Source organism: Citrobacter sp. Colony219, from assembly GCF_019382635.1.
Lineage (GTDB): Bacteria > Pseudomonadota > Gammaproteobacteria > Enterobacterales > Enterobacteriaceae > Citrobacter > Citrobacter youngae.
In genome coordinates, this window is the sequence record NZ_CP080033.1 from 3,790,716 (window position 1) to 3,813,716 (window position 23,001).

Annotated in this window: 18 protein-coding genes; 8 read left to right on the plus strand and 10 right to left on the minus strand. The window is 48.1% G+C overall.

The annotated features are described in order from the left end of the window. Nucleotides 1-115 precede the first annotated feature (115 nt). The gene (locus JTI85_RS16870; RefSeq protein ID WP_142879403.1) at nucleotides 116-841 is read right to left on the minus strand and encodes a GNAT family N-acetyltransferase; all 726 of its coding nucleotides are present in this window, start codon (nucleotides 839-841) and stop codon (nucleotides 116-118) included. A gap of 228 nt (nucleotides 842-1,069) precedes the next feature. Beyond that, nucleotides 1,070-2,539, minus strand: coding sequence for a PLP-dependent aminotransferase family protein (locus JTI85_RS16875; protein WP_219351781.1), 1,470 nt, complete (start codon nucleotides 2,537-2,539; stop codon nucleotides 1,070-1,072). 126 nt (nucleotides 2,540-2,665) lie between these two features. Here JTI85_RS16875 and JTI85_RS16880 point away from each other — a divergent pair, with 126 nt between their 5' ends. Continuing rightward, nucleotides 2,666-3,124, plus strand: coding sequence for a GNAT family N-acetyltransferase (locus JTI85_RS16880; RefSeq protein WP_048212960.1), 459 nt, complete (start codon nucleotides 2,666-2,668; stop codon nucleotides 3,122-3,124). Nucleotides 3,125-3,992: 868 nt separating this feature from the next. Here JTI85_RS16880 and JTI85_RS16885 read toward each other — a convergent pair. The 4 genes from JTI85_RS16885 to dpaL form a co-directional block, all read right to left on the minus strand. Beyond that, entirely contained in the window at nucleotides 3,993-5,279 is a 1,287-nt protein-coding gene (locus tag JTI85_RS16885; RefSeq protein ID WP_121584944.1) for an MFS transporter, read from the minus strand. Between the two features lie 78 nt (nucleotides 5,280-5,357). After that, a complete protein-coding gene (locus JTI85_RS16890; RefSeq protein ID WP_061068407.1) occupies nucleotides 5,358-6,950 on the minus strand; it encodes an amidohydrolase family protein in 1,593 nt (530 codons plus the stop codon). Between the two features lie 68 nt (nucleotides 6,951-7,018). Continuing rightward, the gene (locus JTI85_RS16895; protein ID WP_115643005.1) at nucleotides 7,019-8,203 is read right to left on the minus strand and encodes a YgeY family selenium metabolism-linked hydrolase; all 1,185 of its coding nucleotides are present in this window, start codon (nucleotides 8,201-8,203) and stop codon (nucleotides 7,019-7,021) included. A 33-nt stretch (nucleotides 8,204-8,236) separates the two neighbouring features. Next, nucleotides 8,237-9,451, minus strand: a complete 1,215-nt coding sequence (dpaL, locus tag JTI85_RS16900; protein WP_219352594.1) for a diaminopropionate ammonia-lyase — start codon at nucleotides 9,449-9,451, stop codon at nucleotides 8,237-8,239. 380 nt (nucleotides 9,452-9,831) lie between these two features. Between dpaL and JTI85_RS16905 the strand changes: the two genes are divergently transcribed. The 7 genes from JTI85_RS16905 (at nucleotide 9,832) to galE (ending at nucleotide 18,787) form a co-directional block, all read left to right on the plus strand. Next, nucleotides 9,832-11,580, plus strand: a complete 1,749-nt coding sequence (locus tag JTI85_RS16905) for a sigma-54-dependent Fis family transcriptional regulator (protein ID WP_137346407.1) — start codon at nucleotides 9,832-9,834, stop codon at nucleotides 11,578-11,580. A gap of 334 nt (nucleotides 11,581-11,914) precedes the next feature. After that, nucleotides 11,915-12,853 (plus strand): transcriptional regulator MelR, encoded by a 939-nt coding sequence (gene melR / locus JTI85_RS16910; RefSeq protein WP_048212965.1) that lies wholly within the window; start codon nucleotides 11,915-11,917, stop codon nucleotides 12,851-12,853. A gap of 194 nt (nucleotides 12,854-13,047) precedes the next feature. Next, a complete protein-coding gene (gene nhaC, locus JTI85_RS16915) occupies nucleotides 13,048-14,508 on the plus strand; it encodes a Na+/H+ antiporter NhaC (RefSeq protein ID WP_219351783.1) in 1,461 nt (486 codons plus the stop codon). Nucleotides 14,509-14,649: 141 nt separating this feature from the next. Then, the gene (locus tag JTI85_RS16920) at nucleotides 14,650-15,822 is read left to right on the plus strand and encodes a MalY/PatB family protein (RefSeq protein WP_219351784.1); all 1,173 of its coding nucleotides are present in this window, start codon (nucleotides 14,650-14,652) and stop codon (nucleotides 15,820-15,822) included. 155 nt (nucleotides 15,823-15,977) lie between these two features. Continuing rightward, the gene (locus JTI85_RS16925; protein ID WP_005122990.1) at nucleotides 15,978-16,613 is read left to right on the plus strand and encodes a carbonic anhydrase; all 636 of its coding nucleotides are present in this window, start codon (nucleotides 15,978-15,980) and stop codon (nucleotides 16,611-16,613) included. Nucleotides 16,614-16,766: 153 nt separating this feature from the next. Continuing rightward, a complete protein-coding gene (locus JTI85_RS16930; protein WP_219351786.1) occupies nucleotides 16,767-17,705 on the plus strand; it encodes a hypothetical protein in 939 nt (312 codons plus the stop codon). A 65-nt stretch (nucleotides 17,706-17,770) separates the two neighbouring features. Next, nucleotides 17,771-18,787 carry a UDP-glucose 4-epimerase GalE gene (galE, locus tag JTI85_RS16935; protein ID WP_061068412.1) on the plus strand — a complete coding sequence of 339 codons (1,017 nt, stop codon included), beginning with the start codon at nucleotides 17,771-17,773 and terminating at the stop codon, nucleotides 18,785-18,787. A 47-nt stretch (nucleotides 18,788-18,834) separates the two neighbouring features. Here galE and JTI85_RS16940 read toward each other — a convergent pair whose 3' ends face one another. Genes JTI85_RS16940 through JTI85_RS16955 form a run of 4 tightly spaced genes read right to left on the minus strand, consistent with a single transcriptional unit; the run spans nucleotide 18,835 to nucleotide 22,993 of the window. Next, nucleotides 18,835-20,226 (minus strand): DUF4832 domain-containing protein, encoded by a 1,392-nt coding sequence (locus JTI85_RS16940; RefSeq protein ID WP_115601614.1) that lies wholly within the window; start codon nucleotides 20,224-20,226, stop codon nucleotides 18,835-18,837. Between the two features lie 31 nt (nucleotides 20,227-20,257). After that, nucleotides 20,258-20,665 carry a hypothetical protein gene (locus tag JTI85_RS16945; protein ID WP_219351788.1) on the minus strand — a complete coding sequence of 136 codons (408 nt, stop codon included), beginning with the start codon at nucleotides 20,663-20,665 and terminating at the stop codon, nucleotides 20,258-20,260. A 2-nt stretch (nucleotides 20,666-20,667) separates the two neighbouring features. Beyond that, nucleotides 20,668-21,780, minus strand: a complete 1,113-nt coding sequence (locus JTI85_RS16950) for a glycosyltransferase family 4 protein (protein WP_048212972.1) — start codon at nucleotides 21,778-21,780, stop codon at nucleotides 20,668-20,670. 1 nt (nucleotide 21,781) lies between these two features. Next, a complete protein-coding gene (locus tag JTI85_RS16955; RefSeq protein ID WP_048212973.1) occupies nucleotides 21,782-22,993 on the minus strand; it encodes a glycosyltransferase family 4 protein in 1,212 nt (403 codons plus the stop codon). Nucleotides 22,994-23,001 lie beyond the last annotated feature (8 nt).

Sequence of the window (23,001 nt, forward strand, 5' to 3'; positions counted from 1 at the left end):
TGATTCCAGAGTCATCCGATGAAGTCCTAAGAGCCCGCACGGCGCAAGCCCTGCGGGCTTTTTTGTGCCCGTTACAGACCGAGAACATCCAGCCAAATCCAGAGAAAATTGGCACCTATGCCGTCGTGCTTTCATTGTTTATCAACGTTGCCAGGCGCTTAATCTGTTGTCCTTTGCTATCAAAATTACCCTCATCAAGCCACAGAGTGAACGCTTCGCGTAGCGCTGGGTATTCACTATCAATGATCGAATACCACGCGGTGTCCCGATTACGCTGGTGCACAACAACGGCCTGCCGGAATATGCCTTCAAAGGTAAAACCAAAGCGTGTTGCTGCCGCACGAGAAGGCACATTAAGCGCATCGCATTTCCATTCAACGCGGCGATACCCCAGCCCCTCAAAAACATAGTCTAACAGCAGCGACATGACCTCCGTTGAAACCCGCGAACGTTTCATGCGTGATGAATAGGTCACCCAACCCACTTCTATTACGCCATTCGATGCATCAATGCGCATAAGTGCCAGTGTGCCGACAGCCTGCATGCTGGCCAAATCGATTACAGCAAAATGCATGGGGTCGGTCTGCGCCGCAATCTTCGTTAAATAGCTTAAGAAAGAATCAAAGGTCGTGAATGGCCCTGTCGCGAGATAGGTCCAGTCGCGAGAGTCAGGCGTATCGCAATAGGCGTCATAAAGCGTCTTTGCGTGGCGTTCGACGTTAATACGCTCAAGTTTGCAATAACGACCGGTGATGTGCTGAGCCGTAGGAAATCGCGCACCTTGCCAGTCAGGTAACGCTAAACCAACGGGTTGCTGGAATTCATTAAATGTGGATGACATGCTATTTACCTCTCATAATAGAGTGTCAAATGACTGCAGAGTAAGAGACAACTGACAGGGTAAAAAGAACCACAATGGATGTTTTTAACAGATCCACATGACGATGCTATACCGAACATCAGCACCGTATTGCTTATCCGCAATTAAAAAATGCCGGTCATGCCACTGTTGTGGAAATAAGAAATACTGACATTATTACGTGCCATCGCTATCAGCATCAAAGCGACGCTACATGGCATGGGCAAGACGACGAATACCCTCAACAATAACCTCTGGTGGATGATTCGCAAAACCGATCAAAATCCCCTGCCGGGAGATATCCCCATGATAATAATGACTCAATGATTGAATCCCCAACCCCAGCATTCTGGCTTTCAGTTCGACCTCATCTCCGGTCAACCCGGCATGCAACCAGCAGACAATATGCACCCCAGAATCAGAAGGCTGAACGGTCATTTTATCGGCAAGATAGCATTGAATAGCATTGACCAACGCCGTTCGCCTCTCGTAGCATGCCTTACGAACCCGTCGTACATGGCTGGCGTAATGTCCTTCTTCAATAAAACTCGCCAGTACCGCCTGCTCAAGATAACTGGAGCCAATATCGGAAAAATATTTTGTCACGATAAACTGTTCTTTTAATCCTGGCGGAACAACTAAAAAACCTAAACGAAATTCTGGGTACATCATTTTTGAAAATGTCCCTGAATATATTACCCGCTGATGCTGATCTAATCCCTGCAAGGCTTGCAAAGAGCGTGCGGCATAACGAAACTCACTATTGTAATCATCTTCAAATATCCATGCCCGGTTAACCCGAGCCCATTCCAGTAGCTCAAGTCGTCGGGATAAACTGAGTGTCCCGCTAAGCGGGTACTGATCGGAAGGAACAACATAGGCCAGTTTCGCATGAGAGAAATGATCAATGCCGTATTGAACATTCATTCCTTCGTTATCCACCGGCACAGGTCTCACAATTGCCCCTGTTGACATAAATACCCCACGCGCACCTTTATAACCAGGGTCGTCCAGCCAAACGTCATTTCCTTTTGTAAGCAACGCCCGGGCAGTAATATTTAACGCCTGCTGAATACCGTTTACGATAATTATCTGATCTTCACTACAGTTAACCCCTCGCGTTGTTTTCACGTAGTGACAAATTGCTTTCCGTAAGGGATAAAAACCGCAGGGGCTGGTATGAGAGCCGAGTTGATGCCGGGATTGTCTCCAGACTCGTCCCAGTAACTTGCCCCATAATGAATGAGGAAAGAGATCGGTACAGCCCACACCGACGGCAAACAGACGGTTCATTTCACGCCCTTCAACATCGCCAGACCATAAACCACGAACGGATACGATATCCGCATTTAGCTGCCCATCAACAGGCAGTTCATCTCCTTGCTGTAATTCAGGATAAAGACCGCTGATGCTGCGGTCAGGAAGACTTGGCGTGACAAAGGTTCCAGCGCCTTTGCGCGTCTGAATATACCCTTCGTCTAACAGCCGGTCATAACCCGCAATTACCGAGTTCCGTGAAATTGACATCATCTCGGACAGTCCCCGGGTTGAGGGTATCTTTGTCCCTGGCGGCAAACGGCCTTCTACGATTGCGTTGCGTAGCGCATGGTACACCTGTTCCTTAATAACGCCTTGCTCTAAAAAAAGCTCCTGAAATAAAGGTGCACTATTTTTTTTCATTGCACTCACTCTTACGTTAAAAGTGGATCCTGGAAATATTTGCAAAGTGTCTCTTTGCGGTGGCTTACGCAATATTTAGGATAACCGCCATAGAAAACCACTCTGACTAAAATTATCAGGAGACCTATGAGTAACCAAAACACAACTGCGCCGATTACTATCGAACCCGTCACCCAGCAAGACTACGCGGGCTGGCTACCGCTTTGGATAAATTACCAGATTTTTTATCGTACTGAAATTTCAGACAAGGTCACACAATTAACCTGGGGGCGTTTTCTCAATCCTGTGGAGCCTGTTTTCTGCGCTGTCGCAAAATCTGACGGTAAAATTGTCGGTCTGGTACATTATCTCTTTCATCGCTCAACCTGGGCGGAGTCTGATTATTGCTATCTGGAGGACTTATTTGTTAGTGAAGAAACCCGGGGCAAACACATCGGCAAGCAGCTTATCGAGTATGTTCAAAAACACGCCCGCAAGCGCCATGCTGCAAGATTATACTGGCACACACATGAAACAAACCTCCGCGGTCAGCGCCTTTATGACTGGGTTGCCAGCAAGAGTGGGATGATCGAGTACCGTATGTAAAATAAATAATCCCCATTTAATCGGGTAGTTCTATGTAAACATCCCCCCGTACTGTACCTTCATTTTTCAACACATCGTCTGCGGCTCTGTTTCGCAAAGCCGCAGAATCCGAAATCATCAGATTGCTGAGACCAAATACCCGCTACGCTAAAAAGTGACATATTCATATATTTTAAACTTCCCATCAATAAACCAACATTAATTTTCAACATGTTGCATATGTCTTACTGCTCATGAGTTTTATTTTCACATAAAATGTCCCTACACTTGTTTTGCATCTCTATATTGTCGGAGCGGCCTCTAAACAAGCCGCCGGGTTGCATCGGTGCGGCATGAGATAATATATCAGTAAATATACTTTCTCATACTTTTGGGTGATATCAATTTGGCTAACTGGCGATCTGGAGATGTTTGAGGAGTTGGGTAGTGAAATAATAGTGTAACCAGGCGGGATGTTTTCCCAACATTAACGCGTTACTTTCACACATAAAGGAGAAAAACAGGGTGCCGGAATAGCAACTTACGCAGCCCTGGCTTTGTCATAGTCTCCTGTTTTATTATTAATAATTAACCCTAAAAATATCGAGTGACAATGCAATTGTTCTAAATGTAGTTCATCCACCAAAGAGATATATAAAATAGCCAGAGTTTTAAATCACCTTGACGCCTATACAAATTGTTACCCTAATAACAATGTTATACGCACCTATCCCGACCCGGGAGAAATAAAAAGTAAGACATCTTATTTTTGCAGTTTAAAAAAACTACTATTGTTTTTCTTAGAGAGAGCGATTAAAGGTTTAATTTAACAGCATAACTGTAAATCCTGTGGCTCTGGAACAGCAGAACCACAGGCGTTTGACACTAATCAGGCTTTACTGGGTATTGCACCTACGGCATGCGAACCTTTTACGGTCAACGTCACCACAGCGGAACATAACAGGGCGGCGATCATAAAGATAAATGCACTGTTGTAACTTCCGCCGCTGCTTTGGATAAGCCAGCCAATAATCGGCGCAGAAACCACCCCCGCCATCTGACCGCCAAAGTTAACAATACCGGAAGCCCGCCCCATGATATTGCTGGGGATGGTATCCATTAAAATGCCCCAAAATGTCGCCATGGCAAAAAACATAAACAGCGCAGAGATACACTGATAAACCACCGCCATATCCGCGCTGCTGACGCTGAAGGTCAGATACAGGAAGCCCGCCGCAATAACCGACGTCACGACATACAACGTCTTGCGCATCGGTTTGAATTTATCTGAGCAATATCCGCCGATTAATGTCCCACCCGCGCCAAACAGGAACGGAATTGCCGCCATCACCCCTGTCTTCGCCAGTGAGAATTCACGCACGGTAATCAGGTAGCTTGGCAACCAGGTTGAAAACCCCCAGAAGGTGATATCAAACAAGAACCAGATACTGGCCATCTGCCAGAGCACCGGCATCCTGAGCACGTCTTTAAACGCGATAGCGCTCGTATTTTGCAGCCCGCCCTGATCGTCAGCGGCTAAATCGGCCAGATCCTGTTGCGTAATCGCAGGGTGATCTTTCGGGTTGTCACGTGTGAATAAGTAGATACCCGCAGCAATAAACAGGCCCGGGATCCCCAGCACAATAAAGACCATGTGCCAGCCAAACGCCCCGATAATACTTGCAGCGACCACCACCGCCAGTGCGGGGCCTAAGGTATTTACCGTTGACTGAATTGCTGTAGCTCGACCGCGTTCTTTCGAAGGGAAATAGGTGGAAATCATTTTCCAGGAAGCTGATGGGAAGCACCCTTCGCCAATACCGAAGAAGAAGCGAACAGCCAGCATCAACGGCAGCGTTAATACCGCACCGGTTAAGCTGGTGAAAACTGACCACCAGGCAATACCAATAGCCATAATTTTACGTGAGCCAAACTTATCCGCCAGTAAACCACCGGGGATTTGGAACGCGGCGTAACCAATGAAAAAGGCGCTAATAATTAAACCTTGTTGAGTTGTATCAAGATTTAAATCTTTGCCGATATAAGGCAACGAAACGCTCATGACCATTCTGTCGAGGAACGAGAGTAGCCATGCCAGCCAGATTAATGTCAGGACGGTATATCTTGCTTTCCAGGTCTTAGGTTTACCTGAAGGTAAAGATGTTTGTAGGTTCATTGTGATGTCCTTGGGGTGTAGTGATCTACCGCGGCCATAAATGGTCGCGATAGATCCATGCGTGTTTAGCGTTATTTATTAATATTGTTTTCTGATAACAGTACCGCTACAGGCATAACTTTCCGTGCCATTAATTAAGGCTATGCGTCCATTAACCATCACGATTTCAATCCCTTCCGGATACTGATTAGGTTCAACAAATGTCCCCTTATCCGCAATAGTCTTGGGATCGAACATCACAATATCCGCCGCATACCCTACCTTCAGCAGTCCGCGATCCTGCAGACCCAACACCTCAGCGGGTTTGCCTGTCATCTTGCGGATTGCCGCTTCCCAGCTCAGGCATCCTTCTTCACGCACGTATTTACCCAGCACGCGCGGGAAGGCGCCAAACACACGTGGGTGTGGTTTACCCGCGCCCATCAGTCCGTCAGTGCACACGTTCTGTTCCGGCCGGCAGAGAAACTTAATGACGTGTTCTTCAGTGCCGTAAAAGTCGACCATGCCAACGGCGTTTTCTTCTTCAAACAACAGATCGAAGGTAGCGTTGTACGGATCTTTACCGCGCAACTCCCCCAGTTGAACAAGGTTCAGACCAACAGCATCCTGATTTTTCTCTGTCTTGACGCTGGTGACAAAAATCTGATCCAGGCCTGCAAAATCAATGAAGTTATCCCAGCCAGGAATGCCCTGCTGGATATCCTCTATCATTTTGGCGCGCAATTCAGGCGAGGCCAGACGCTCAAGTAATTTGTCCGTCCCGCCAGAGTGGACCCACGGAGGCAGGATCACGCCGAGCATGGTGCTTCCCGCCACGTACGGATACTGATCGTAAGAGATACGGATCCCCTCTTCCTGGGCCTGCTCCAGCATGCCCAACATCTGGTCAATCAGCCCCCAGTTTTTCTTCCCACAGACTTTCATATGTGAAATATGCAACCAGACACCGGTGGCTTTAGCGATATCGATCAGTTCCTGCGTTGAACTGATGATATCGTCAGCCTCACTGCGCTGGTGTACCACAAAGATCCCGTCATATTTCGCTGTGACCTTGCACAACTCAATCATTTCAGCGGTATCACCAAAAGCACACGGCATATAGATAAGCCCAGTTGAAAGACCAAACGCGCCGGCTTTTAGCTCACGTTCAAGGACTTCACACATCTTCGCCACATCTTCACGCGTGGAAGGGCGTCCATCCAGGCCCATCGCTTCCATGCGTACGTTACCGTGTGGCACCAGATATGCCAGGTTTGTCGCCGGATGTCGGGATGCCAACAGGTTGAGATAACCGTCCGTGTTTTTATATTTCCAGTCAATTTTGTCGGTGTCGCCGTCCAGTCCAGCAATATTTTTACGCCATGCCGGAATATATTCCTCCGGCAATGGTGCCAGCGCTACGCCATCCTGCCCCAGCAACTCGGTAGTAATCCCCTGGCGGATTTTCGCTGACAGCGCAGGATTAATAATGGCTGACAGATCAGAGTGTGTGTGAGTATCAATAAAGCCCGGGCAAATAATTTTCCCTGTTGCATCAATAACCTGTTCATTGACGCCAACATCAATTTGACCAATTTCGACAATATGCCCTTCATCAACCATTACATCGGCAATTCGGCCTGGATTACCCGTTCCATCAATCACATTTCCGTTTTTAAAAATGGTTTTCATCGTTATTCTCCATTGCGGTGCCGCGTAGCAGCACCACCTGTAAGGTAAGAGGTATTTATCTTTATTTTTTAACGGCGATAGAGTGTCTGGATGATGCTGTAATAGCCGCGGGCCGATCCGGTCAACTGATCAATCTCGATATACTCGTCGATGGTATGCGCCAGGTTTTCACGCGACGGCCCAAACCCGATGGTTTTGATCCCCGCTTCCCCCGCGTAGTGGCTGCCGTTGGTACAAAATGAGTACTGCGTAATGGTTGGATTAAAGCCAGCCTCGCGAACACCCGCCAACGCTGCCTGCACGAACTCGTCAGACTCGTCATAAACCCAGCCAGGGAAGAAACGCTCACCCTCAATGGTGGCTCCGGTATAGCAAGACTCCTTGCCAACCGCGTAAGAGACGCGGGCTTTGAACTGCGGGTCCTGGGCGGTTAGCTCCGCAAGTGCATTTTCCAGTGGCGCAATAACACTTTCTTTGGTTTCGCCCACCAGCAAGCGGCGATCGTAAGTGGCGCGGCAGTAATCCGGCACCACTGATGCGCCAGGATACGGCGACGATTTAATGTCTGTCAGTTCCAGGATACCGGGGCCAAGAACCGGGTGGGTTGGCGGAGTGATGGTGCGAATTTTGTCGATCAACTGCGCCATTTTGTACACCGCGTTAATTCCTGCCTGCGGGTTGGCGGAGTGGGCAGGTTTACCAAAGGTTTCAACCACAATTTCAGCACGACCACGCTGGCCGATTTTCAGATTCAGTTCAGAAGCTTCGCCAATAATGACGTAATCAGGCTGATAGCGCTCACTGACCAGACGAGCGGCAATGCCTTCAAAACACTCTTCATGAACGATACAGGCGACGTAAATTTTCCCGGCGAAATTACGCTGAGTATCCTGGCCGAAAAAACCTACGGCAGAGATCATCGCAGCAACAGCACCTTTCATATCGGTGGTGCCACGGCCATAAATTTTGCCATCGTCAATATCACCGCCGTACGGGTTGCGGGTCCACTTCTCTTCGTTCACCGGCACAGTATCAATATGACCATCCAGAACCAGCGTTTTCCCCGGCTGATTTCCCACAATACCGCCAACGATATTGCCGTATTTATCAACATGGATGTCGTCGAACTGGTAATGCTGCATCATTATTTTTATGGCATTTACCACGTCCCCTTCCTGACCTGAATAACTTTTTTGCTGGATCAGCGCCTGGCAATTTTTAATAACTTCTTCAATACGGGTTGCAGATAACATGGGGTTTCTCCGTTAATACTCTCAATCAGGAAATTATTTATTGATGCGCGGGTACTGACCACCCCAGACAATATCCAAATATTGTTGCGGGTCGGTATCACCTTCAGTACTTATCAGCAATACGCGGGAATGCTCATCCAGACCCAGTTGCTCACGGGTTTGGGCCAAATCCGGGGAGGTCATCAACAGCGCCAGAAGACCTGTCGTGACGGCCCCAGACTCGCCTGAAATAATTTGTGGGTCGCCCGCCAGCGGGTTGCCCAACATACGCATGCCCAGCGCCGCGACTTCATCAGGGCAGGAAGCAAATGCGGTGGCATAATCACGCAGTAACTTCCAGCCAATGCTGTTTGCCTCACCACAGGCCAGACCCGCCATCACGGTCTGTAAATCGCCGCCTACCGCAACAGCATCCCCCTCTTTTGCACGGGCTGAACGGTAGAGACAGTCGGCAATTAACGCTTCGGCGACGATCACTTTCGGACTATTTTCGCCCCATGCGGCCGTCACCATACCCTGCACCATTCCCGCAAATGAACCCACACCGGCCTGAACGAAAACATGCGTCGGGGCGACCTGATGGAGTTGATCAATCGCTTCCAGCATCAGCGTGCCGTAGCCCTGCATAATCCACTGCGGGATCTTTTCGTACCCTTCCCAGGCCGTGTCCTGCACAACGATCCAGCCATACTTTTGCGCCTGATCCGCGGTCATACGCACGGCATCGTCATAGTTCATATCCACGATTTCAGCGGTAGCGCCTTCATTGCGGATAGATGCCAGCCGCTGCTGTGAAGATCCTTTCGGCATGTAAACCACCGCATTTTGCTTTAGCTGGCGCGCCATCCACGCCACCCCGCGCCCGTGGTTACCATCGGTGGTGGTGGCAAACGTCACGGTCTTCAGGTCATGGCGTACTGCTTCACTGGTCATGACATCAAACGGCAATTCACTGATATCCTTCCCCACTAATTCCGCGATATGGCATGCCATCGCGTAGGCGCCGCCCAGCGCTTTGAACGCTTTCAGGCCAAAACGTTGAGACTCATCTTTGAGGTAAATATTTTTTACGCCCAGTTTTTGTGAAAGTGCCGGCAACGTATACAGCGGTGTTGGAGCGTATCCCGGAATAGACCGATGAAAATTCAACGCTTTTACCAGTTCCTGGCGACTAAAGGGGGCCAGAGGTGCGTTAGGGTGCTCGGTAAACGGCGTCTGGTTGATAAAAAATGATAAGTTTTGCTGCATCATAAAACCTCATTATCCTGGTAATTCATTCCCTGTAATCGGTGTAATACAGAGTTATTTACGCTATCGGTAATCCATAAAAGCAAAATGCTTACCAGTTTTTTAGAAAATGAGGAAAAAACTAGAAATAATTTAATAAATTCTTTTATTTCAATAAATTAATCAACTTTTAATGGTAGCAAGGTAAAAACAGCCGTCATTAGTTTATCGCCTGGTTTTGATAAATTCTCATAAATGATAAATAGTGTGATCACGAAGGATAAAATTAAAAAAACATCCAAAAACAATACGCTAGATTGATTTTTCGCAAATCAATTTTGCAATGGTTCGCCTATTTATCATTTTCCTTGAGAAATGAGACACCTTACCGGAGAAGTATCATGATTTCAGTACTGAGCAATATCCAGGATGATATATGCAATTATGCCGACGCTATTTCCGGCATTACCGGGACTGATGTAGAAATCATTGATGAATCTTTAATGCGCATTGCTGGCACCGGTAAATACCGACATATGCTCAATGAGAACGTGGCAAAAAATGGTTATATCTATCGGCATGTTTTGCAGGTCCGTGAGACGGTTTTGATCAAAAACCCCGGTGAACATCCTCTATGTCAACTGTGTGAAAAACACCATTACTGCTCTGAAATGCTGGATTTGAACGCCCCTATTTTTCTCAATAACCGCGTCATTGGGGTGATCGGCATTATTTGCTCAACGCAAACACAGCGTGACACTTTGCTTAGCCAGATCGATAAATTTGTCACGTTTATAGAGCAAATTGCCGTCATGATCTCCAGTAAGGTCTTTGAATGCCTGGAACGCTTACGCGCGCAGGAGACGCTCGGTGCCTTTCGCCGTCTGATTGATGCAATGGATCGCGGCGTTGTGGCCATCGATGGCAAGGGCCGCATCTGGCATGCCAACCATTCAGCAGATCGCATACTTAACCGTGAAGTTCAGGGATTACCTCTGACCATTGAAACGACCGGAGACAGTTTGTATGGCGATGAGGAAGCATGGCTGACACTTGAAGGGCAAAAACACCATGTGCTGTGTAAACAAATCTCGCTCTCGTCACTGGATAACGACCGATTAACTATGGTTATCTTTCGCGATGCGCACGACTATCTGAGCACGATTGCTCCCTCGCCCTATGAGTCTGACACACAGGTACGTCTTATTGGCCATTCCCCCTCAATGGAACAACTCAGAAGTACCATTAGCAAAATCGCCAACAGCTATGCCAGTGTACTGATCACCGGGGAAAGTGGTTCAGGTAAAGAAGTTGTGGCATTTGCTATTCATCAGAGCAGCCCGCGTAAAGCCGCCCCTTTCGTGACCATCAACTGCGCCGCTATCCCTGAACAACTCCTGGAAAGCGAACTGTTTGGCTACGTACGCGGCGCATTCAGCGGTGCCGATCCCAAAGGCCGTGTGGGAAAATTTGAGCTGGCCAATGGGGGTAGCCTGTTCCTCGACGAGATTGGCGATATGCCACTGCATTTGCAGGCCAAGCTGCTCAGGGTACTGCAGGAAAAAGCCATCACCCGTGTGGGGTCCAACAACACCATCAATATTGACGTGCGGATTATTGCCGCAACCAACAAAAACATCAGCGCGATGGTCGAGAATAATCAGTTTCGTGAAGATCTTTTCTATCGCCTGAACGTGGTCCCTCTGGTACTTCCTTCCCTGCGTGAACGCCGGGCGGATATCGCCGTCCTGGCACAATATTTTGCCGATGAATTCTCGCTAAGCTACCAGCGACCGCCGCAAAAACTTCCCGATGATGTTATTAACCGCCTTTATGCCTGGCACTGGCCGGGCAACATCCGTGAACTGCGCAACGTCATCGAGTACATTTTTGTCATGCGCGGAGAAGCCGCCGGGATCAACGCCAGCCATCTGCCCCCTTACCTGCTTACCGCAGCCGATGGCAGAAAAAGCACAATGATGGCGCAACCTCGCCAGCTTGCCCACCAGGGCAAACAAGCAGAGAGAGATGCCATTGAAAACGTCATACAGCGATTTGGTTCAAGCGTTGAGGGTAAGAAACAAGCCGCGACAGAACTGGGGATCAGCATTGCGACGCTGTACCGAAAACTAAAACTCTATGGCTTATGAGCCTCGCCTTCTCAACGACAAAATCCGCATTATCCAATACTGCCGATCATCAATGCTCGCTTATCGGCCTACGGTTTACAGGCTTTAGTAGGCCGGATAGGGCGTCAGAGCCGCCATCCCGCAGGTACAGCAAAGTCCCTTATGGTTGAGCGCTTTTAAAATTAATACTCGCCATTCCCGCTATCTCAGATCGGCAATCAACAGGCACAGGATCTGAGTTTTTGGGAATAATTTCGCGAAAATGGAGAGAAAACGGTGATTTTTTTCGGTTAAGCTATGTGCATGCTTTGGCGCTACCTCATGGTCAAATTCACTCTTCAGGAACCAACCCGTAATGGCTAAAAGTATTCCGCAGCTGCCGCATGATCCCCATATGTGTCGCAGCTATGAAAAAAAGACTCGTAGCCCACTGGCACTCTATTCAGAGTATCAGCGTATGGATGTCGAGTTGCGGGAGCCGCTGGCCATGACTTACAGTCACTGGCATGGCCAGGTTGAAGTGAATGTGCCATTTGATGGTGATGTTGAGTACCTGTTCAATGACGAAGTGGTACAGAGCAAACAAGGCTTTATCACACTGTTCTGGGCGTGTACCCCTCATCAGCTCACGAATGCCGGGCACTGTAAGCAAATGGCTATCTTCAACTTGCCCATGCATTTATTTTTGTCCTGGCCGCTGGATAGAGAGCTGATTAATCACGTGACGCACGGCAGGGTGATTACCTCATCGGCATCCCAGCAGCTTAGCGTTTTTGAGGTTCAACGTTGGCAAAATGAACTCAACAGCGATAACGAACAGATTCGTCAGTTAGCCATTGATGAAATCGCCCTGATGCTCAAGCGGTTTAGCCTCTCAGGCTGGCGGACAGTATTGGGAAACCAAACTGCACGAACCCAGAAGAATAGCATTTCGCGGCATTCACAATTTTACGTCAGCCAGATGCTGGAATTTATTGCCGCCAACTGTGACAAATTGCTGACCGTCGAGGCCATTGCCGATCACGTCAAACTTAATCCTAATTATGCGATGGGTATCTTTCATCGCGTAATGCAACTGACGATGAAACAATATATTACGGCGATGCGCATCAACCATGTACGGGCATTACTCAGCGACACCGATAAAACCATTCTGGATATCGCGATGATTGCGGGTTTTCGCTCCAGCAGTCGATTTTATAGCTCATTTCATAAATACGTCGGTATGCCGCCTCAGCAGTATCGCAAGCTCAGCCAGCAACGCCGAAATCATCCACCTTATGCGGAGGGATAATTGACTATCAAATCTATCTCTTATTTTACTGCTGAAATATGAACATCATAATAGCAGGCCAGAAAAGATCGCCTGAAACAGTTAATAAAATAGAGTTCGTTCAACAACTCACGTAACTACGCCACTCCGTTATTGATTGGCCTGTAGCAGGTATTTCTTTGGCTTGTTCAACCGTTAACGATTGGGATGGAATTATGGAACAAAATAGCTGTACCTCACACTACAGAAAAAAACTCTCTTTCTTTTGGTCAGTATTACCTATGGTGATCATGCTGGGCGGGATTAGCATCGGATATTTTATATTCAATATTCGTGCCGAACCTATGATCCTGATGGGAACGGCAGCCGCTTCATTTATCGCCATTGCTCATGGTTATACATGGGATGATATTCTGCAATCGATTTGCAATAAAATATCAGAAGCACTGCCAGTCATTCTGATTGTCGCCAGTATCGGGTTTTTGATTGGTTCCTGGATGGTATCAGGTACCATCCCGATGATGATCTATTATGGTTTGAAGTGGATTAACCCTCAGTATTTTTATATTTCAGCATTTATGCTGGGGGCATTGATCTCAGTGTGTACCGGCACCTCTTGGGGTTCCATTGGTACCGTCGGAATTGCCATGATTGGTGTCGCCATTGGCCTTAATGTCTCTCTGCCCATCGCCGCTGGAGCCATTGTTTCAGGTTGCTGGTTTGGCGATAAACTCTCGCCGGTCTCTGATTCAACCAATATGGCGGCACTGGCTGCCGGTGTAAATCTGTACTCCCATATTGGCCATTTGCTGTGGACTACCGGTCCGGGATTCATTATTTGCTGCGTGGTTTATAGCTATATGGGAATGGGCATTGATGCCGCTGTCAGTGCACCAGAAAATATCACCCAGTTAATGAACGCTATCGGCCAGATTTATCAGTTCAACCTTCTGTTGTTGCTACCACCGATTATAGTTTTGTACGGCTCACTGTCGAAAAAACCGCCTATCCCGATGTTGTTTTTGTCCACCATCGTATCAATGATTCTGGCTCTGGTTTTTCAACAATTCAGCGCATCTTCGGTCGGTGAATCCGTGGTCAGCGGCTTTAAGCTCGCGATGCTTACCGGAGACCATATTCCTGCACTGTCATCTGATGTCTCGCGCTTATTAGAGCGAGGCGGCGCAATCTCTATGTTCAGCAGTTTTGTGACCGTCTTCAGCGCCTTTAGTTTTGCTGGCGCCATGAGTGCGACTGGCTCCCTGTACACGGTTATTAACGCGCTGACAAAAGGGGTTAAATCAACATTCCGCCTGGTCGCTACCACCATTGTTACGACGTTCACCATCTGCGCCTGTACCGCCAATGGAACCTTACCGTTGTTATTGTGCGGCGATGCCTTTAAAGATGAATACAAAAAACGTGGACTGGCCGCGAAGAACCTTTCGCGAACCACCGAAGATGCCGGAACCGTTGTCGAACCTATTATTCCATGGTCTGCTTCTGGTGTTTATTGCGCCACGATGCTGGGCGTGACAACTCTTGATTACCTGCCATGGGCAATTCTATGTTACAGCGGCGTCATCTTTGCATTGCTGTGGGCAGCAACCGGTATTGGCATTGCTAAATATGAGTCTAATGAACTGACTACCAATAGAGTTGAACAAGAATCATAAAGTGATAAATAGCTAAAGACAGCTATCACCAGGGGTATTTTACTATATCAACCAGATATGTACATGACGTGTGCATAAAAATCTCTGGTTTATTTCACGCGGCTTAAATTATTTATTTCAGAGACCATCCAGGAGTTAGCAATGTCTTTGTTTGATGATATTGTCACAAGGGATGTTAATTGTCGTAAATACGGACAATTACAACAAATGTACGGTACCAGCGATGTATTACCACTATGGATTGCGGATATGGATTTTGTGACGCCAGAACCCATCATGAATACATTACGCACAGTAGTAGAGCAGCCTGTTCAGGGCTATAACCTGGATTATCCGCAATGGAAAGAATCCGTTGTCCAGTGGTACGCAAAACAATATGATGCCGAGATTAAATCGCACTGGCTGCATTTTGTTCCCGGTGTCATAAAAACCATTGTCATGTCCTTGCTGGCACTCACCCGCACGGGAGACAATATATTAACCTGTACCCCAATATATGACCCCTACCCTAACCTGGTGAAAACCAGCGGCAGACATTTACTCCAGACCCGCCTCATTGAAAAAGACGGTTGCTATGAATTTGACTGGCAAGATTTCAGCGAGAAACTTAAACAGTGCAAAATGTTTCTTTTTCCCTCGCCACATAATCCTGGTGGAATGGTGTGGTCACGGGAAACGCTTGAAAAGATCAGTCACTATTGCCAGCAGGCCGGCGTCATCATTCTCTCCGATGAAGTGCATAGCGATTTAACCCTGCTAGGTAAGCAACACCGGCCCTTTTTTACCCTTGATGACGCAGCAGGGTGTCAGTCAATCGTACTGACCTCTGTCAGCAAGACCTTCAACACGGCGGCGATACAGGGAGGGATAGCCATTATAAAGAATGATGAACTGCGTCACCGGTTCTATCATTTTCTCGATAACTGTTATCTTGCAGAGACTCACTCACTGCAACAGGCAACGATTTATAGCGCCTATACCCATTGCGGTGACTGGCACCGGGAATTATTGGCTTATCTGGCTGATAACGTGGCATTTGTTAGAAATGAAATCGAAATGCACTGTCCGTTGATTTCAATTGTCTATGGTGGCGCATCCTATCTGCTCTTTCTGAATGCCGAAAAAATGGCGCTTAGCGAGACGCAGCTAAGCGATTTTTTTGTCCATGAAGCCAGACTTGGCCTGTCACCAGGGTCACAATATGGTCCAGGCGGAGAGGGGCACATGCGTCTGAACGTTGGCTGTCCGCGCGCCGTACTGGTAGAGGCGATGAACAGGCTAAAAGCGGCATACCAGAAACGGCTGAACGCATAACGCAGGCCGCTACGCTTGCCCTGCTTCGTCAGGGCAAAATTGCCCAAAGATATTGACCGAACTGCTATAAAGTCTTTCCCTTCTGTCGGCTGGTGTTAAACTGGAAAGTGTGATCTTCATCATAACCTGCTTAAACAGAGAAAAGAGACACTGCTATGCAACATATCATTGAGGGCTTCCTCAACTTCCAAAAAGAGATTTTCCCTCAACGTAAGGAACTCTTCCGCAGCCTGGCATCCAGCCAGAATCCTAAAGCGCTTTTCATCTCCTGTTCTGACAGCCGTCTGGTGCCAGAGTTAGTGACGCAGCAAGAGCCAGGACAGCTTTTCGTTATCCGTAACGCCGGTAATATCGTACCGTCTTTTGGCCCGGAGCCTGGTGGCGTGTCTGCTACCATTGAGTACGCGGTCGTTGCTCTAGGCGTGACTGATATCGTTATCTGTGGTCACTCCAACTGCGGCGCGATGAAAGCCATCGCAGAAAGCCAACCCCTGGATCCGATGCCTGCTGTCGCCCACTGGTTGCACTATGCCGATGCCGCGAAAGCCGTGGTTGAAAAGAAAACCTGGGCTAACGAAATCGATAAAGTGAATGCCATGGTAGAAGAAAACGTAATTGCCCAGTTGAACAACATTAAAACGCATCCTTGCGTGGCTGTTGGCCTGCGCAACAACGCGATTCGTCTGCACGGCTGGGTCTACGACATCGAAAGCGGAGAAATTCGTACTCTGGATAAGAACAGCAAGACTTACGTTTCACTGGCCGATAATCCACACGTCCATTTCGAGTAAAGCTGCACTGGAGCACGGATGCTCTGGCAATCCTCTCACTACGATTTCTGTTAGTAGACAAACACCCCTCATGCGACTAGCTTTTACACTAGCCATCGGTGTGGCTGTCGTGGAACCCGCAATAGATTAAGCGATAAAAAGGAGCAGGTACGCATGCGAACGAAAAATAACAGACTGATTAATATGTTATTTTTTCATGAGTCGTGGGATATTATGATCCTGAAAAGTAATGGTTCGCATACCTTTCCCACTAACACGCTGGACATTCTAAACCGCACCCGAGCCCAACAGCTCAAAAAGAAATATACCTTTCAGGCCGATCCTTTCATTATTGAAAAAGACAATAAAGTTTATGTGTTTTATGAAGCATTAAGCTTTCGTAATTCGCAAGGTATCCTGCGCTGCCGTATCCTTGATGCTAACCTGGTTGAGCTTGAGGATGTGAAACTCGACGGTTTTGATAACCTAAAATGCCATCTATCATTTCCTTTTTTATTTTACAACAACGATCAGCTTTTCATGATCCCGGAGTCTTCAGAAAGGAAAGAGGTTATCTTATTCCAGTCGATAGATTTCCCTACGCGCTGGAAACAGGTAAAAGTATTAGTACCTGATCAGGCGCTCACCGATAACGTCGTCGTTTCGTTGCATGAAAATCTTTATCTTTTATCCACCACGATGGAAGATGAGTTAGTTATCCATACAGCCAGTGATGTAACCGGGCCATGGCAAAAAATAGTGCCAACGCTTAACCTGTCGAATCAACACCCCCGAGGCGCTGGCGCACCACATTGCGTTGAGAATAGACTCTATTTCCTCACCCAGGAATGCACACCAGAGACGTACGGAAAGTCGGTTTATATCAAAGAGTTAATCACGATTAATGCATCCAGCTTTGATGAGCATTTGATTGCGCAGATCGATGCCAGCATCAACCAAAGCGAGGGCGTCCACACGCTGAACTTCACCGATAACTATATCGTGTATGATAGTAAGATAAGCAAATTCAGCCTGTTTTCTATACTTAAAAAAATATCTTATAAATGCAGGGTGAAATACCGGAATTATTACCTTAACCGACGCCGCCAATAACATTTATTTATGCCGGTGGCATTAATGAATTAATGATTGTTTGCAAAAAAATATCTGGAGACTGTATGGCAATTTTAGTCACTGGTGGTGCTGGTTATATTGGTTCACATACCGTGCTGACGCTTCTGGAAAGAGGTGATGATGTTGTGGTCATCGATAACCTTTCCAACTCCTCACAAACATCCCTGGACCGGGTTGCGGAACTGACCGGCAAAGCGCCCATTGTTTATATTGCTGATGTGCTGAACAACGATATTCTGAAAACGATTTTCTCTAACCATAACATCACCGATGTCATTCATTTTGCTGGATTAAAATCAGTTTCAGAATCAATAAAAGAGCCGCTTGCCTATTATGACAATAATGTCACCGGCACGCTGGTTTTACTGCGTGAGATGTTAGCTGCGGGGGTGAAGCACTTTATTTTCAGCTCTTCCGCCACGGTATACGGCAACCCGGAAAGCGTTCCATTAAGTGAACAATCGCCAACCGGTGGTACCACCAATCCGTATGGCACATCAAAATTCATGGTCGAGCAAATTCTGGCAGACTTTTCCCGCGCACAGCCCGATTTCCGAATCACCTGCCTACGCTACTTTAACCCAGTTGGCGCGCATCCATCGGGCAGGATTGGCGAAGATCCGAATGGTATCCCCAACAATCTGGTACCGTATATTTCTCAGGTGGCGATTGGCAAACTGGAAAGCGTGTCGGTCTATGGAAATGACTATCCAACCCCTGACGGCACCGGTGTGCGTGATTACATCCATGTGATGGATCTGGCAACTGGCCATTTAGCGGCACTGGATTGCCAGGAAAAAGGTGCGGCATACAAAGTCATCAACCTCGGTACCGGTATCGGGTATTCCGTACTTAACCTGATTGCAGCCTTCGAGAAAGCGGCGCAAACCCGCATTAATTATAAGATTGTGGCCAGAAGGCCCGGGGATATTGCCGAGTGTTGGTCAGACCCGTCGTTAGCACGAAAAGAGTTGGGATGGCAGGCCATCTACACCCTGGATGAAATGATACGCGACACCTGGAACTGGCAAAAAAACAATCCAGATGGCTATCACGTTTAATTTTTAACGATAAGGAGCCTGGTTGCCAGGCTCCTTACTATGGCAGGCTATTTCACCGTTACCGCAGAGACGCGATACCAACCGTTGCTCTGCTTCCCTTCATTGGCAAAGTGAATTCTTGCCGCACCGGTTTTATCCACTATCGCCGTCTCAATAGCATATTTCCCTTTCGGCAGCGTCCCGGGCATCGGCATCGGGTAACTCAGTGAGTACTTTCCGGGCAGCCAGTGACGTATATCTTCCGGGGCATTCCCTTGTGCCACCACCTTATTGGCCTCATCGACCAGACGAAATGCCAGCGTGTAGGGCAAGTAAATCGGCGCGTTACCCTCATTATACCAGGTGCTTGTCAGGGTGAATTCTTGTCCACCTTCCCAGACGGACTCGTGGCTCAGAGATGCTAAGCGAAACCGATAGCCCAGTTTTGTCAGTGCCTCGTCGACAATCGGACGATACTCACGGGGCACTGTTCTTGATTTCAGGTTAATCGTACTGGTATGTTGCTTCACCGCCCAGTCAAAAATCCCCTGCACTTCCGCTCGCGTATAGTGAAACGTATTTTTCCAGTCCTGCATGTACGAGCAGATCTCAAAGCTCACTGGCGCATGTTTCCAGGCATCATTAAATCCTGAATAGCTTTTCTGTGCGGCCTGCAGCCGTTGCGGATAATCATCCGCCATATGGTTCCAGGAAGCAGAAAACACGCGGAGATCGCCCAGGCAGTCCGCACGCCAGCCTGCCCCGCGCGCGACCGCATTCGCCAGACTTTGCCCACCACTCATCAGCATGATTTTTGGCGTACTGGGGAAAGCCGTAAAATGCATCGTCACATAGCGGTCCAACTGCGCCGTGGTATAGCGCTCCAGCAATGGTTTCAGCATCGGGAAGTTGCTGTTATGCCACTCTCCCCACGACCCCACCATGCCGATATCCACGAAAGCCAGGTTCTCGTTACCATCATAGCGTTTACCCATCGCGTTCAGCAGGCGCTGGCTATATTCAATAAATAGGGGATCGTCTAAATCAGGGATAAAGGTTTTTTTGTCAGGCGTCCAGGTTCCCTTTACGCCTTTGTTAATCAACCAGTCAGGAATTTGTGAACCGGTTTCCGGCTCAGCAAGCGCCATAAACCGCAGTCCGACGTTCATCGCCGGTCGATGCGCCGCGGCATACTTAAAAGCGTCATCAACCAGTGCAAAATTGTACTGGCCTTCGACAGGCTCAAGGTCACGCCAGTAAAAGCGCTCATATTCAAAGCCGGTGTCGGGATAATCCGCCAGTCCAAGCGTTTCACCATATCCTTGATGAAAACTGGCGACCCCGATACCTGGGTTTGTCAGTGGGCCCGTCAATGCTTTGGGGGTTACGGTCGTTAATGCGGCCAATACCGTCAGCGGACAGAACAGACACAACAGCGCAGAAAACCATTTACACTTCATCGCAGTGACGCCCTCCACAGGTTTGATAACACTAGCGGTCTTTCAGGCTTAACCACCAGTCCCAGATACCAACGTGAAAATGTTGGAATACATCAATACCCAATGCGGATTTGATCATATATAGCGTCAGTAATACGCAGCAGGTGACAAACAGCGTGCCTAGCAGCAGCAAAAAAGTGAGCAACATGGTCGATAAGGTCGACTCCTGACGATGCCGCTGACGTAAGTCTCTGCCGAATAAAAAAACCAGATAAAAGCGTTTACCGAAAAATGGAAAACTTCTGCGAAGATCGATCCGATGTCTTGATGCCAGAGTGCTGGCGACGATCGCTTTCTCGATCCCGTCTTTTTGTTCCGGAGTCAGTCCCTCCGATATATGCTCATCAAGTTGCGCATAAAATCGTTCGATGACGGGGGGGCGATTCTGAGGACTGGTCAAAATTAACCTATATCTTTATCAATTGAGTGATAGACATTGACTGTTTTTCTGGCAATTTCCTGCCAGTCATAATTTTGCAAATAGACACGATAGTCCACGCTATTTGCGCTGGCCCAGGCGGTTAATTTCTCAGCAAGGCTGGACAATGAGCCGACCCGAAAATAGGCCTCAGACGGCAACTGCACTTCCAAATTTGCGGGAATGTCGCTCACCACCGCCGGAAGGGAATACGACATCGCCTCCAGAAGTGCAATCGGTAGCCCTTCATGGTAGGAAGGCATAACGAACAGCCTGGCCTGCGAAAACACCGCCTGAAGTTCATCTCCCCTTAAAAATCCGGTCATCACCACACCAGGGGTATCAGCGGCAAGTTGCTTGAGTCGAATACTGTATTCCGTTGGGTGATCTGCATCGCCAATGAGCACTAGCGGCTGTTGCAAACCACTTAGTTTGTACGCAGAGATGGCATCATGCATCCCCTTTTCTTCCACAAACCGTCCGACCACCACGAAATAGTTTTTCGCCTCGAGTCCAAAGCGGGAAAGCGTGGCATGAAGGGTTTGATCTGACAACGGACGGGGCTTATTGACGCCGTTGAAAATCAAATGCGCGTCATAGCGAGCATGTTTTTTCTGAATCAGTTGGTTAATAACCTCAGAAATCACTATCACCTCATTGGCATATCTCACCGCCCAGCGTTCACCCAGCAGCAATATTTTTTTGGCGACGAATCCCCATTTTTGACGATCGTAATCAGGTCCGTGGTGGGTAAAAACCACCTTCTTACCTAACACGCGTAATAATGGGATCACCAAACCCGGTCCTATCGCATGGACATGCACAATATCAGAACGGTCGACACAGGTTCTAAACGCCGCTAAAACGGAATGCACAATCGCTTCCAGTGACCGTTTTTTGGGAGCCCACAGCGCATAGGTCTCAACTTTCTTATAAGAAGATCGTTTGTAGCTAACATACGGCGAGCGGGCGATAACACAAATATCAACGTCAAACTGTTGTTTAATCGCCGGATAAAGATTCTGGCAGTGGGTTTCCACACCGCCCAATACATCCGGAATACCGCGGGTACCAAAAACCGTTATTTTTTTACTCATTCTATGGCCTGCCCAGAAGTTCTTTATATAACGCCTGTAAGGTATCCATATGTTTGCTAAGCGCATATTTTTCACTCAGGCGTGCGCGCCCCCGTAAGCCCATGACACGAGCTTTATCCGGGTCATCAACCAGAGTATCCATCGCCTTCGCCAGTTCCTGCGCATTACCCGGCTCAAATAAAACCCCTTCAATACCGTCACGTATTTGTTCGGGGATCCCGCCAATGCGCGCCCCGATCACCGGTTTCGCGAAAGACATCGCCTCCAGCACCGCCATTGAGCAGTTTTCATAACATTCAGAGGGGAGGATCACCACACGGGCATGCTTAATGAGCTGATTGAGGGCATCCCCTTGTTGTACATAACCTAAAAACTCAGCTTCCGGGTATTTCGCCACTAACTCGTCATGCAACGGACCGTGCCCCACTATTTTCAGCGGAGCCGGGTTACGCATTTTCTGATGAGCGGCCAGCAACGTTGCCACACCCTTTTCACGGCTCAGGCGGCCGAAGTACAGTATATAACCGTCATCGACGACCTCATCGATGGGCTGGCTATCATCAACACCATTGACGATCACATCGATTCGTGATTTCGGCAACGTGCGGAGTAACACGCCGCGTAGAAAGACGCTCGGTGAAACAATGACATCCAGAGCCTGATAATTTTGGGCAATGTATTGCCAGGTCGCTTCTAACGAGAGCAGCAAACTTTTAGAGGCAGAGCCTTCCTGACAGCGATAGCGGAAGGCATTGAAAACGGTACCGGTGATACAGGCATCACACACCTTCCCGTCGCGTAACATAGAGTATGCAGGACAGACAATCTTATAGTCGTGCGCCGTCAGCACCGTTTTACAGCCAAAATTGCGCGCCACTTTAATCAACGCCGGCGTCAACTGATGGTAAATATTATGAAAGTGAACGATATCAGGGCGTTCTTTTTGTAAAAGCGCCAGCATTTTTTTGCAGGCCTGGGTGTTATGAATAAAGTTAACCGCGGTTTTGATGCCCCCCAACAGATTACTCTCTTTATGGTAATCGACATTGCTGACGAAATAATCCGCATAATCAGAGGGGAAATTTTTCTCATGCTGCATGGAAAAATCAATGACCTGCACACCAGCCTGTTTCAGCATGTCGCGTTCTTGAAAATAAACCGTTTCCGCGCCGCCTTTGATGAAAAAAAACTTGTTAACTAATAATACTTTCATGGCGCCTG

Coding starts and splice junctions, on each gene's coding strand:
- JTI85_RS16895 (WP_115643005.1), bottom strand. CDS start 8,203: ATGTTATCTGCAACCCGTATTGAAGAAGTTATTAAAAATTGCCAGGCG.
- nhaC (WP_219351783.1), top strand. CDS start 13,048: ATGGAACAAAATAGCTGTACCTCACACTACAGAAAAAAACTCTCTTTC.
- JTI85_RS16925 (WP_005122990.1), top strand. CDS start 15,978: ATGCAACATATCATTGAGGGCTTCCTCAACTTCCAAAAAGAGATTTTC.
- JTI85_RS16870 (WP_142879403.1), bottom strand. CDS start 841: ATGTCATCCACATTTAATGAATTCCAGCAACCCGTTGGTTTAGCGTTA.
- melR (WP_048212965.1), top strand. CDS start 11,915: ATGGCTAAAAGTATTCCGCAGCTGCCGCATGATCCCCATATGTGTCGC.
- JTI85_RS16920 (WP_219351784.1), top strand. CDS start 14,650: ATGTCTTTGTTTGATGATATTGTCACAAGGGATGTTAATTGTCGTAAA.
- dpaL (WP_219352594.1), bottom strand. CDS start 9,451: ATGCAGCAAAACTTATCATTTTTTATCAACCAGACGCCGTTTACCGAG.
- JTI85_RS16905 (WP_137346407.1), top strand. CDS start 9,832: ATGATTTCAGTACTGAGCAATATCCAGGATGATATATGCAATTATGCC.
- JTI85_RS16880 (WP_048212960.1), top strand. CDS start 2,666: ATGAGTAACCAAAACACAACTGCGCCGATTACTATCGAACCCGTCACC.
- galE (WP_061068412.1), top strand. CDS start 17,771: ATGGCAATTTTAGTCACTGGTGGTGCTGGTTATATTGGTTCACATACC.
- JTI85_RS16885 (WP_121584944.1), bottom strand. CDS start 5,279: ATGAACCTACAAACATCTTTACCTTCAGGTAAACCTAAGACCTGGAAA.
- JTI85_RS16930 (WP_219351786.1), top strand. CDS start 16,767: ATGCGAACGAAAAATAACAGACTGATTAATATGTTATTTTTTCATGAG.
- JTI85_RS16955 (WP_048212973.1), bottom strand. CDS start 22,993: ATGAAAGTATTATTAGTTAACAAGTTTTTTTTCATCAAAGGCGGCGCG.
- JTI85_RS16875 (WP_219351781.1), bottom strand. CDS start 2,539: ATGAAAAAAAATAGTGCACCTTTATTTCAGGAGCTTTTTTTAGAGCAA.
- JTI85_RS16950 (WP_048212972.1), bottom strand. CDS start 21,780: ATGAGTAAAAAAATAACGGTTTTTGGTACCCGCGGTATTCCGGATGTA.
- JTI85_RS16940 (WP_115601614.1), bottom strand. CDS start 20,226: ATGAAGTGTAAATGGTTTTCTGCGCTGTTGTGTCTGTTCTGTCCGCTG.
- JTI85_RS16890 (WP_061068407.1), bottom strand. CDS start 6,950: ATGAAAACCATTTTTAAAAACGGAAATGTGATTGATGGAACGGGTAAT.